General features: G+C 69.8%; 11 protein-coding genes. 8 read left to right on the forward strand and 3 right to left on the reverse strand.

All coding sequences use genetic code 11. From position 1 onward, the window contains the following. The first annotated feature begins 125 nt into the window (after positions 1-125). Positions 126-386 carry a 30S ribosomal protein S20 gene (gene rpsT, locus ABF401_RS13570; RefSeq protein WP_353510095.1) on the forward strand — a complete coding sequence of 87 codons (261 nt, stop codon included), beginning with the start codon at positions 126-128 and terminating at the stop codon, positions 384-386. Positions 387-445: 59 nt separating this feature from the next. Here the strand turns inward: rpsT and ABF401_RS13575 are convergent, their stop codons facing one another. After that, positions 446-970, reverse strand: a complete 525-nt coding sequence (locus tag ABF401_RS13575; RefSeq protein WP_353510096.1) for a type II toxin-antitoxin system PemK/MazF family toxin — start codon at positions 968-970, stop codon at positions 446-448. 135 nt (positions 971-1105) lie between these two features. On the opposite strand from ABF401_RS13575, the gene ABF401_RS13580 reads away from it, so the two are divergent. From ABF401_RS13580 to ABF401_RS13590, 3 genes are read left to right on the forward strand one after another with little or no spacing between them, the layout of a single operon-like run. Beyond that, complete coding sequence (locus ABF401_RS13580; RefSeq protein WP_353510097.1) at positions 1106-2137, forward strand: extracellular solute-binding protein; 1032 nt, start codon at positions 1106-1108, stop codon at positions 2135-2137. A 26-nt stretch (positions 2138-2163) separates the two neighbouring features. Then, positions 2164-3744 (forward strand): ABC transporter permease, encoded by a 1581-nt coding sequence (locus tag ABF401_RS13585; protein ID WP_353510098.1) that lies wholly within the window; start codon positions 2164-2166, stop codon positions 3742-3744. Beyond that, on the forward strand, positions 3741-4778 hold the full coding sequence (locus ABF401_RS13590; RefSeq protein WP_353510099.1) for an ABC transporter ATP-binding protein: 1038 nt from the start codon (positions 3741-3743) through the stop codon (positions 4776-4778). The genes ABF401_RS13585 and ABF401_RS13590 overlap by 4 nt, the downstream gene beginning before the upstream one ends. 30 nt (positions 4779-4808) lie before the next feature. On the opposite strand, the gene ABF401_RS13595 is transcribed toward ABF401_RS13590, so the two are convergent. Beyond that, positions 4809-5162, reverse strand: a complete 354-nt coding sequence (locus ABF401_RS13595; protein ID WP_353510100.1) for a cupin domain-containing protein — start codon at positions 5160-5162, stop codon at positions 4809-4811. A gap of 196 nt (positions 5163-5358) precedes the next feature. Between ABF401_RS13595 and lepA the strand changes: the two genes are divergently transcribed. From lepA to ABF401_RS13610, 3 genes are all read left to right on the forward strand, one after another. Then, positions 5359-7203: a translation elongation factor 4 gene (gene lepA / locus ABF401_RS13600; RefSeq protein ID WP_353510101.1), complete on the forward strand. Its 1845-nt coding sequence runs from the start codon at positions 5359-5361 to the stop codon at positions 7201-7203. A gap of 43 nt (positions 7204-7246) precedes the next feature. Next, on the forward strand, positions 7247-8101 hold the full coding sequence (locus tag ABF401_RS13605; RefSeq protein WP_353510102.1) for a helix-turn-helix domain-containing protein: 855 nt from the start codon (positions 7247-7249) through the stop codon (positions 8099-8101). A gap of 64 nt (positions 8102-8165) precedes the next feature. Further along, positions 8166-8579 carry a VOC family protein gene (locus ABF401_RS13610; RefSeq protein ID WP_353510103.1) on the forward strand — a complete coding sequence of 138 codons (414 nt, stop codon included), beginning with the start codon at positions 8166-8168 and terminating at the stop codon, positions 8577-8579. A 34-nt stretch (positions 8580-8613) separates the two neighbouring features. Here ABF401_RS13610 and ABF401_RS13615 read toward each other — a convergent pair whose 3' ends face one another. Further along, a complete protein-coding gene (locus ABF401_RS13615) occupies positions 8614-9429 on the reverse strand; it encodes a tyrosine-protein phosphatase (RefSeq protein WP_353510104.1) in 816 nt (271 codons plus the stop codon). Positions 9430-9518: 89 nt separating this feature from the next. On the opposite strand from ABF401_RS13615, the gene ABF401_RS13620 reads away from it, so the two are divergent. Further along, entirely contained in the window at positions 9519-10781 is a 1263-nt protein-coding gene (locus ABF401_RS13620; protein ID WP_353510105.1) for an MFS transporter, read from the forward strand. Positions 10782-10970 lie beyond the last annotated feature (189 nt).

A 10970-nucleotide genomic window follows, 5' to 3' on the forward strand; every position in this document is an offset into this window, starting at 1 on the left:
CGCTCAGGTCGTGCGCGCATGCATGCAGCAACCCAGAGCAGCTCACGCAAGGGTGCCCCACGCCCGGTCCCGAGCAGCTTTGCCGCCCTCTAACGGCAACCATCCCGACCAAGAAAGTACGTCACGTGGCAAACATCAAGTCGCAGCTCAAGCGCATCAAGACCAACCAGAAGCGCACCGAGCGCAACAAGGCGGTCAAGAGCGAGCTTCGCACGTGGGTCCGCAAGTTCCGCGAGGCAGCTGCCTCCGGTGACAAGGACGCCGCCTCAGACGCCCTGAAGACCGCCTCGAAGAAGCTCGACAAGGCCGTGTCGAAGGGTGTCATCCACAAGAACCAGGCCGCCAACAAGAAGTCGGCCATGGCCAAGAAGGCTGCGTCCCTCTGACGCGACCACCGACGCTTCACCGAGCCCCTCGCCCGATCGGGTGAGGGGCTCGGCCCATCTCAGCGGTGGTGTCGGCGCACCGCCGCGATGACCTCCTCGTACTGATCCTGCGGCAGCACGGCACCCTCCCGGCGCACATACGTGGGATCGAGTCGGAGCAGACGGTTGACGCGCACCTCGCTCGGGCGGCCGCGGTGGTCCCACGCCCCGGTCCCGATGTCGACCCACTCGCGACCGGCGCGGCGCTCCTGATGCTCATCCCTGTCGTGGTCCTGACTCGTCAGCTGCAGCCCGATGAGCAGCTTCCCCTCGTGCCCGATGACGAGGACAGGACGGTCCTTGCCCCGTGCGTGGTCCTCCTCGTAGGGGACCCACGACCACACGACCTCGCCAGGATCCGGCGCGCCGTCGGGCCTCGGCGCGTACGTCATGTCGGGCAGCGACGTCGCGTCTCCGGCATACGTGCCGTATGCCGCTGGGCTGGCTTCCGACGGATGCGCCCGAGCTGGTGCCGGGCGCCGTTTCGTCGTCGCTCGGGCGAGGCTGCGCAAGGCACCAGTGATGCGTCCCAGGGTTGACGACATGGACTCACCGTAGTGAGTGAGGCCCGGCGCCCTGCGCCAGAGCGTCGTTCCGCCTTCAGGAACGTGGGTCGGAGCACTCGTCAGGGTGCACTAAGGTAAGCATGTCCTAACTTGACCCGTGGGTAGGAGCAGTACGTGCACCTTCGCCGATTCCTCAGTGCGTCCGTCGCGGCGCTCGCCGTCCTGGGTGCCGCAGCCTGCGGCGGCAGCGACGGCCCGACCGACACGACCGAGGGTGCCGACCTGGTCATCTACAGCGGCCGCAGCGAGTCCCTCGTCGCGGGCGTGCTGGAGGACCTCGAGCAGCAGACCGGTGTCAAGGTGGGGGTTCGCTACGCGGGCTCGAGCGAGCTCGCGGCGCAGCTGCTCGAGGAGGGCGAGGCGACCAAGGCCGACCTGTTCTTCAGCCAGGACGCGGGCGCGCTTGGGGCGCTGGCCAAGGCGGGTCGGCTGGAGCCGCTCGACCCGGCGGTGTCCGAGCAGGTCCTCGATGGCTTCGCGGACCCGAACGGGCTGTGGGTCGGCACGTCGGCTCGGGCCCGGGTCATCGCCTTCAACCCGCAGCAGGCTCCGGAGGCCGAGCAGATGACCTCTGTCGATGCCGTCCTGGACCCGAAGTACAAGGGCAAGATCGGCTACGCGCCCTCGAACGCGTCCTTCCACGCCTTCGTCACCGCGCTGCGCGTCACCAAGGGCGAGGACGGGGCCAAGGAGTGGCTGACTAAGTTCAAGGCCAACGAGCCGCGCAAGTACGACAACAACGTCCTGGTCCTCGACGGCGTGGACAAGGGCGAGGTCGCGCTGGGGCTGATCAACCACTACTACTGGTACGAGCGAGTCGCCGAGAAGGGCGCCGACGCGGTCACCGCCAAGATCCACTTCCTCGGTGCCGATGACCCCGGCGCGCTCATCAACGTCGCCGGCGTCGGGATCCTCAAGGGTTCCGACCAGAAGGCGGCCGCTGAGAAGGCGGTGAACTACCTGCTGTCCGACAAGGCGCAGCAGTACTTCGCCGACGAGACGGCGGAGTACCCGGTCATCGAGGGCATCTCGTCCAAGCACAACCTGCCGCCACTGGCTGAGCTCAAGAGGGCGAGCATCGACCTCAACCAGCTCGACTCGTTGGAGACCACGTTGGCGATGCTGGGCGAGGTGGGACTGACCTGAGCGAGCTGACGACGACCGAGCGGCCGGTGGCAGATCTCACCACCGGTGCGGTCGACTCTGTCCCCGCTCGCGACAGGCAGGGGCGCCCGCCGTGGTGGCTGGTCGTCCCGGCCGTCGCCGGGGCTGCCCTCGCGATCCTGCCGCTCGGCTACCTGCTGGTCCGGACCTCCGAGGCGGGCCCGGACCGGATACTCGAGATCCTCGGCCGTCCCGGCACGCTCGCGCTCATCGGCCGCAGCCTGGGCCTGGCCGCCATCGTCACAGGGCTCTGCCTCGTCATCGGTATTGGCCTGGCCGCCCTCGTCACCCGCACGGCGATGCCGGGTCGCCGGGCCTTCGCCGTGCTGGCGCCGCTGCCGCTGGCGATCCCGAGCTACGTGGCAGCCTTTGCCTGGGTCGCCGCGGTGCCGTGGGCCCGCGGCTTCCTCGGGGCGGCCATCGTCCTGACCGCCTGCACCTATCCCTATGTGTACCTGCCGGTGATGGCCGCCATGCGATCGGTTGACCCGGCGCAGGAGGAGGTCTCGCGCAGCCTGGGTCGGTCCGCCTGGGGCACCTTCTGGGCGGTGACGGCCCGGCAGGTGTGGCCCGCGGCGGCATCGGGTGGCCTGCTCGTGGCCCTCTACAGCCTCAGTGACTTCGGCGCGGTGTCGATCCTGCAGTACGACGTCTTCACCCGAGTGATCCACACCTCCTACACCGCCACCTTCGACCGCACCCCGGCCGCGGTCCTGTCGACGCTGCTCGTCGTCATCACCGTCGTCATCGCCGTGGGGGAGCGATGGACCCGACGGCCCGTCGAGCACACCCGGATCGGTGGCGGGGTCTCGCGGCGTCCGGAGCTGCACCGCCTCGGCCCGCTCGGTCCGGTTGCATCCGTGGCCGTCAGCGCCGTTCTCGGCGTCGCCCTCGCCTTCCCGGTCGCGTCGCTGCTCTACTGGTTCGCCACCGGCCTCTCCGCCGGCATCGACACCGAGCGCCTGCTGACGAGCACCGGGACGACGCTGTTCCTCGCCGTCCTCGGGGCCGTCGCGACCATGGCCCTGGCCATCCCCATCGGGGTCCTCGTCGCCCGGCACCGCAATCGGTCGAGCGCCGTCATCGAGACCGCGACCTGGGCCGGGCACGCCCTGCCGGGCATCGTCGTCGCGCTCGCCCTCGTCTTCTTTGGCGTCCGGGTCGCCCAACCGATCTACCAGCAGACGCCGCTGCTGCTCATCGCCTACGCCGTCCTGTTCCTACCGGCAGGCATCGGGGCGGTGCGCGGCGCCGTCGCGATGAGCCCGCCACGGATCGAGGAGGTCGCGCGGTCCCTCGGTAGCGCACCGCTGACGGTCCTGCGCCGGGTGACGATCCCCCTGGCCGCCCCCGGGATCGCCGCGGGGACCGCGCTGGTCATGCTGACGATCATGAAGGAGCTGCCGGCGACGCTGCTCCTGCGCCCCACCGGGGCCAACACCTTGGCCACGAGCCTGTGGACGGAGACCGGGGTCGCCGCCTACGCCGCAGCAGCGCCCTATGCGCTCGCCCTGGTCCTGCTCGCCGTGCTGCCCACCCTGTGGCTGATGCGTGCGCAGGGACGATTCACCGCAACGGAGGACCTGTGAGTGAGGTAAAGCTCTCTGGCGTGTCGAAGGCCTTCGGCTCGACGACCGCACTGACCGACGTGGACCTCACCGTGTCCTCGGGCGAGCTGACCGCGGTCCTGGGCCCGTCGGGCTGCGGCAAGACCACGCTCCTGCGGATCGTTGCCGGCTTCATCCGTCCCGACCAGGGCCGCGTCGAGATCGACGGTCGGGCGGTCGTCGACGAGCTCACCGTCGTCCCGCCCGAACGACGCGGCGTGGCCGTCGTGCCGCAAGAGGGCGCGCTCTTCCCGCACCTCGACGTCGCACGGAACATCGGCTACGGGCTGCGGCGCTCGGGTGAGAGCCGGCGGCGGGTCGACGAGATGCTCGAGCTCGTCGGGCTCGGCGGACTGGGCACCCGCCGCCCGGACCAGCTGTCCGGGGGGCAGCAGCAGCGGGTCGCGCTGGCCCGGGCGCTGGCTCCGCGCCCGCGGGTCGTCGTGCTCGACGAGCCGTTCTCCGCCCTCGACGCCGGACTGCGCGCGCAGGTCCGCGACGAGGTGAGCCAGGTGCTGCGGACCATCGACGCCACCGCGATCATCGTCACGCACGACCAGGAGGAGGCCCTGTCCATGGCCGACTCCGTCGCGGTCATGGAGGCTGGCCGGCTCGTCATGCACGGCAGCCCCACGGAGGTGTACTACCGCCCTGTCGACCTCGATGTCGCCCGCTTCGTCGGGGACCTCGTCGAGCTGCCCGGCACCAAGGCCGGCCACACGGTCGACACCGTCCTCGGCCGCCTGCCGATCCACGGCAGCGTGCTGCCCGCCGACGGCCCGGTCGTCGCCGTCGTCCGTCCGGAGCAGATCCGGGTCGACGCCCGGGTGGAGCGTGGGGCCACCCCCGCCCACGTCGACGACGTCAGCTTCTTCGGCCACGACGCCCTGGCCCGGCTCACCGTCCGGTCCGGGGACCTCCCGATCCGGGTCCTCGCACGGACCGTGGCACCGCTCCAGCGCGGCGACGACGTGGCCATCCGCGTCATCGGCCCGGCCCTCGTCTACTCGACCTGACGCATCGATCGAGTGCGTCGTGCGCGGGGATCACTCGAGCCATTCCGTGACGAACTCGTCGTTGGCGTGGATGTGCACGGCCTCGTAGCCCTCGGGGCCGGTCCGGAACCGGTGCGGCGTCTGCGCCGGGACGACGAGGACCTGACCGCCGTGCGCGGTGATGTGGCGCGCTTCCTCGCCGGCACCGACAGTGAACGTCGCCGAGCCGCGTCGGATGATGAACGTCTCGGCGTACGGGTGCCGGTGCAGCCGCGGCCCGACGCCCTCCTTCGTCGTGGACTCGAGGATGATCGAGATGCCGGCGCCGCCGGGCAGCCGCTCGTAGTTCTCGGTCCACTCCTCGCCGTCCTCGCGGCCGTCCGTGCGGGTGATGAGGGTTTCCATGAGCTGCCTCCCGGATCGGTTCCTCGTCCACGGGCCAACGTGTCATGCCGACGGCGACCGGCTCCAGCACTTTTCGTCTCACCCCACCCAACCCAGCCCAGCGGCATACGTGAAAATCCGCTGCGGAAAGCATGGGAGGATTGGCTGATCCCACCCCCAGACCCGACTCTGCGAGGTTCTTCCCACCGTGTCGCCCATGGCCCGCTCCGCGTTGGCGCCCCACGCAACGCCGCCGGACCTGATCCGCAACTTCTGCATCATCGCTCACATCGACCACGGCAAGTCGACCCTCGCCGACCGGATGCTCCAGCTGACGGGCGTCGTCGAGGCGCGCCAGATGCGGGCGCAGTACCTCGACCGGATGGACATCGAGCGCGAGCGCGGGATCACCATCAAGAGTCAGGCCGTGCGGATGCCGTGGGAGGCCGAGGGACGGACGTACGCGCTGAACATGATCGACACCCCGGGCCACGTCGACTTCACCTACGAGGTGTCGCGCAGCCTCGCCGCGTGCGAGGGCGCGGTGTTGCTCGTCGACGCAGCACAGGGGATCGAGGCGCAGACACTCGCCAACCTCTATCTGGCGATGGAGAACGACCTCACGATCATTCCGGTCCTCAACAAGATCGACCTGCCGGCTGCGCAGCCGGAGAAGTACGCCGAGGAGCTCGCCAAGCTCATCGGTGGAGACCCTGCCGACTGCCTCCGCGTGTCCGGCAAGACCGGCGAGGGGGTCGAGCCGCTGCTCGACCAGATCGTCGCCCAGATCCCACACCCCGTCGGGGACGCGGACGCACCCGCCCGGGCGATGATCTTCGACTCCGTCTACGACACGTACCGCGGCGTCGTCACGTACGTCCGGGTCGTCGACGGCAACCTCAACCCCCGCGAGCGCATCGTCATGATGTCGACCAAGGCCACGCACGAGCTGCTCGAGATCGGTGTCATCAGCCCCGAGCCGATCCCCTCGAAGGGCCTGGGCGTCGGCGAGGTCGGCTACCTCATCACGGGCGTCAAGGATGTGCGCCAGTCCCGCGTCGGTGACACCGTGACCAATGCGAGCAAGCCGGCGAAGGAGTCGCTCGGCGGGTACCGCGACCCGAAGCCGATGGTCTTCTCCGGGCTCTACCCGCTCGACGGGTCCGACTACCCCGACCTGCGCGACGCGCTCGACAAGCTCAAGCTCAACGACGCGGCGCTCGTCTACGAGCCCGAGACCTCGGCCGCGCTCGGCTTCGGCTTCCGGTGCGGCTTCCTTGGCCTGCTCCACCTCGAGATCGTCCGCGAGCGGCTCGAGCGGGAGTTCAACCTCGACCTCATCTCGACCCAGCCCAACGTCGTCTACGACGTGACGATGGACGACGGCTCCGAGGTCCACGTCACCAACCCGAGCGAGTTCCCGGAGGGCAAGATCGCCTCGGTGAGCGAGCCGATCGTCCGCGCGACGATCCTCGCCCCGAGCGAGTTCGTCGGGGCGATCATGGAGCTCTGCCAGCAAAAGCGGGGGCAGCTGCGCGGCATGGACTACCTGTCCGAGGACCGCGTCGAGATGCGCTACACGCTGCCGCTCGCGGAGATCGTCTTCGACTTCTTCGACCAGCTGAAGTCGCGCACGCGTGGTTACGCCTCGCTCGACTACGAGCCCGACGGCGAGCAGGACGCTGACCTCGTCAAGGTCCAGATCCTGCTGCAGGGCGAGCCCGTCGACGCCTTCTCCGCGATCGTCCACAAGGACAAGGCGTACGCGTATGGCGTCATGATGGCGACCAAGCTCAAGGAGCTCATCCCTCGTCAGCAGTTCGAGGTGCCGATCCAGGCGGCGATCGGCTCGCGGATCATCGCCCGGGAGAACATCCGCGCGATCCGCAAGGACGTGCTCGCCAAGTGCTACGGCGGCGACATCAGCCGCAAGCGCAAGCTGCTCGAGAAGCAGAAGGAGGGCAAGAAGCGGATGAAGATGGTCGGCCGCGTCGAGGTCCCGCAGGAGGCCTTCATCGCCGCGCTGTCGAGCGACGCCGGGGCCGAGAAGGCCAAGAAATAGCCGCGGTCAGCGTCCGCATCAGCCTCGCCGTTACGGTGGAGGGATGCCCCATGCTGCGCACCACGAGCACGTCGTCAGCCCGGCGCTCGCGCCCTGGGTGGAGCGCGCCACGGGCTACCGGATGTCCGGCTTCCCGCCGGGAATCCATGTCGGTATGCCGTCGTGCTCGCTCACGCTCGTCATCCCCATCGAGGCCCCGCTGACGATCTCAACCCGGCGAGGTGACCCGAGCGCCCACGGCTCCGTGCTCGCCGGGCTGTCGGTCGCGCCGACCCACGTGCACCACGACGGCAACCAGCACGGGATCCAGCTCGCACTCCGTCCGGGCGCGGCACGGGCGCTCTTCGACTGCCGGGCGGCGGAGATGGCGGACGGGACGTTCGAGCTCGGCGACGTCCTCGGCGCCGATGCCGACCGACTGCGAGAGCGGCTGCACGAGTCGGACTCGTGGGAGCGACGCTTCGAGCTGGTCGAGCGTCTCCTTCTCGGTCGGCTCGGGGCCGGGCGCGCCGGTGGAGCCGGTGACCGCCGTCCGCGCGTCGAGGTGGCCCACGCATGGCGGCTCATCCGCCGGGCGCGCGGCTCCGTCGCGATCAGCGACGTGGCAGCGCGGCTCGGCTGGTCGATGCGTCACCTCCAGCAGCAGTTCTCGGCCGAGTTCGGCCTGACCCCGAAGGCGGTTGCGAGGGTGAGCCGCTTCGAGAGGTCGGTGCCCCTCGTCGCCTCCGGGGGCGCCCCGCTCGCCGACGTGGCGGTCGCGTGCGGGTACGCGGACCAGGGCCACCTGACCCGTGACTGGCGCGCCCTCGCCGGGACGTCACCAGCGCGGTGGCGGCGCGAGGACGCCCTCGCAAAGGCCACCCGCGAGATGGAGCCGGCCCAGCGGCATACGGACTGATCTGCCCCGGTCCGAGTTCGCTTTCGTCCAAGACCGAGGTCGCGCGGCGTGCCACCGTTACGGCATGACTACGCAGACACACGACACAACGACTCGGACGGACCACAACATCTGGGCGGGCATCGCCTACGACGACGCGATTTCGGCGAGGACCTGGCTGCAGGCGCTCGGGTTCGAGGGCGGTGTCCTCGTGGCGGAGGACGACGGCACGGTGAGGCACAGCGAGATGGTCTGGCCGGAGGGCGGCCGCGTCATGGTCCATTCGCGCGGCAAGGAGGACGACGCGTTCACGACGCCTCGCGGAGCGGCCAGCGTCTACGTCGTCGTCGACGACCCCGACGCGGTGTGGGCGCGGGCTCAGGAGCTCGAGGTGCGGGTCGTGCGGCCGTTGGAGGACACCGACTACGGATCGCGGGGCTTCTCCATCGCCGACCCCGAGGGCAACCGCTGGAGCTTCGGGACATACGCCGGCGAGTAGCGGCTGCGGACAGGGCGCCCGGCGACGGGGTGGGTCAGTCGAGCAGCTTGTGGCGCATCCGGTCGGTGTCGGACTGGGTCCAGCCCTGACTCCCGAGCCAGCCGTGGATGCCGCCATGGCGTGCCTCGAGCGCACCGAGGAGCAGCCGCATCGTCTCGGTCGTCGGTGACTGCTGTGCCACCGTCTTGTTCTTCATGTTCTCGGCGTACGCAGGCTTGAGACGCAGCCGCTCCAGGATCAACGGGACCTTCTGCGCCGAGGCTGCGAAGTCGGCGATGACGACATCATCGGGCACCCCGACGATCTTCAGGGCGAGGCCGACGATGGTGCCGGTCCGGTCCTTGCCGGCGGCGCAGTGGACGATGGTCGCGCCGTCGCTGCCCGCGATGGCGTGCAGCGCTGCGACCACGGAGTCCGGTCGCGTCGAGAGATACGACAGGTAGTGCTCGGACCAGAACTCGTCGTGGCTGCGCCCGCGCTTCTCGCGCTCCCCGCGCAGCGCCGCAGCCTCGGCCTCGTCCCGCTCCCACGGCAGGGCGCGCTCTGCTGCCGGGACGCCGGACTCACGGCTGTCTTCCCGGTAGAGCGTGAAGTGGTGGTGGCGCACGGCAGTGGCCCGGAGCGGTCCGTCTCCCTCCTTGGCCACCTCGACGTGGGTGCGTAGGTCGACGACGTCCGTGACGCCGTATTCCTCGAGCAGGGTCGTGACCGAGCGCTCAGCGAGGTCCTGCAGGTTGTCCGACCGAAGCAGCCGACGGTGGCGGACGACGTCTCCGTCCTCGGTCGGCAAACCGCCGAGGTCGCGCATGTTGACGACGCCGCTCAGGTCGATCCAGCTCGGTTGGTACACCCTCACGACGATAGGCGATTCCCGTTAATGACTTGCATCGCCCTCGTGTCCGGAAGATATCTTGACATCAAGATACTTACGGAGGCGCAATGACGACAGCTGCAGCAGCGATCGGCCGGGAGAAGCTGACCCACCGGGGGATCCCCGTCGACCGCGATCTGCGGATCCTCGCTCTGGGCTCGTTCGCGAACCGGTTCGGAGCCGGGGCGGTGCTGACGACCAGCGCCCTCTACTTCACGCGACAGGTCGGCTTCAGCCCCACCGAGGTGGCCCTCGCCATGTCCGTCGGGGCGTTCGTCGGAATCGTCGTGCAGGTTCCCGCCGGCCACCTCGGCGACACCCGCGGTCCACGAGCGATGCTCACGCTGTTCATGACCGGCGCAGCCATCTTCTCGGCACCGCCGGTGTTCGCCCCGTCACCGTTGGTGCTTGCCGTGCTGCTCGGCGTGCTCGCGTTCTTCGAGCGCGGGGCTGGTGCGGTCAACCAAGGCGTCATCGCCCAGCTGGCGACCGGCGGCCGTGGCGTGCTCTTCAAGGCCTACCTGCGGGCCGTGACCAACTCCGCCCTCGGCCTCGGCTCCGTCTTCGGCGGCCTCGCCCTGATCGTCGACGAGCCGTGGGCCTACGTGGCGGTCTTCGGGCTCAATGCCGTCTTCACCGCGTTCGCCGCGTGGAACAGCACCCGGCTGCCGTACCTGCCACCGCACCGGCGCTCCGCGGGCGAGCCTCGCCTCGCGGTCCTGCGTGACTGGCCGTACGTCGTCATCACCGCGCTGACGGGCCTCTACGCGCTGCACTTCTTCGTCATGGAGCTCGGCCTGGCGCTCTACATCTCGGAGCACACCGAGGCTCCGACGGTCATGGTGGCGGTGCTGCTCATCGTCAACACCGCGATGGTCGCGCTGTTCCAGGTGCGCTTCTCGCGGCGGTCCGACTCGGTGACAGCCGGCGCCAAGGCGCTCGTGCGCGGATCGCTCTGGATCGCAGCGGGGTTCGCGATCGTTGCGGTCGCCGACCGGGGCAGCTACTGGATCGCCATCGCCGTGCTCGTCGCCGGCTCGTTGGTCCACGTCGTCGGCGAGATGATCGGCTCGGGCGGGCAGTGGGGCCTCCAGCTCGGGCTTGCCCCACACGAGCGGCAGGGCCAGTACCAAGGCTTCGCCGGCCTGGGCTTCTCGGTCATGGCGGTCATCGGCCCGCCTCTCGTGACGTTCTTCTGCGTCGAGCAGGGCGAGCGCGGGTGGCTCATGCTCGCCGGCATCATGGTCGGCATCGCGCTCGTCAGCGTTCCTGCGGCCCGATGGGCGCTCGAGTCGCGGGCGCGCTACGGCGTCACGACGCACTCGGGGTGACCGGGCGCCTGCTCGCGTGTCCAGTGGGTGCCCTTCCGGCTGAGACAATGGCCGTATGCCGCCCAGCTCGCTTCCCGACGGAGACCCCGCCCCCGCGTCGGGTGAGCTCCCGAGCTCGGCCCTGGCGGGCCTCGCCGGCGCAGACCTGGGCATCTACGTCCACGTGCCGTTCTGCCGGGTCCGGTGCGG

The organism is Intrasporangium sp., from assembly GCF_040414665.1.
Lineage (GTDB): Bacteria > Actinomycetota > Actinomycetes > Actinomycetales > Dermatophilaceae > Intrasporangium.

Coding starts and splice junctions, on each gene's coding strand:
- ABF401_RS13575 (WP_353510096.1), bottom strand. CDS start 970: ATGTCGTCAACCCTGGGACGCATCACTGGTGCCTTGCGCAGCCTCGCC.
- ABF401_RS13595 (WP_353510100.1), bottom strand. CDS start 5,162: ATGGAAACCCTCATCACCCGCACGGACGGCCGCGAGGACGGCGAGGAG.
- lepA (WP_353510101.1), top strand. CDS start 5,359: ATGGCCCGCTCCGCGTTGGCGCCCCACGCAACGCCGCCGGACCTGATC.
- ABF401_RS13605 (WP_353510102.1), top strand. CDS start 7,247: ATGCCCCATGCTGCGCACCACGAGCACGTCGTCAGCCCGGCGCTCGCG.
- ABF401_RS13610 (WP_353510103.1), top strand. CDS start 8,166: ATGACTACGCAGACACACGACACAACGACTCGGACGGACCACAACATC.
- ABF401_RS13620 (WP_353510105.1), top strand. CDS start 9,519: ATGACGACAGCTGCAGCAGCGATCGGCCGGGAGAAGCTGACCCACCGG.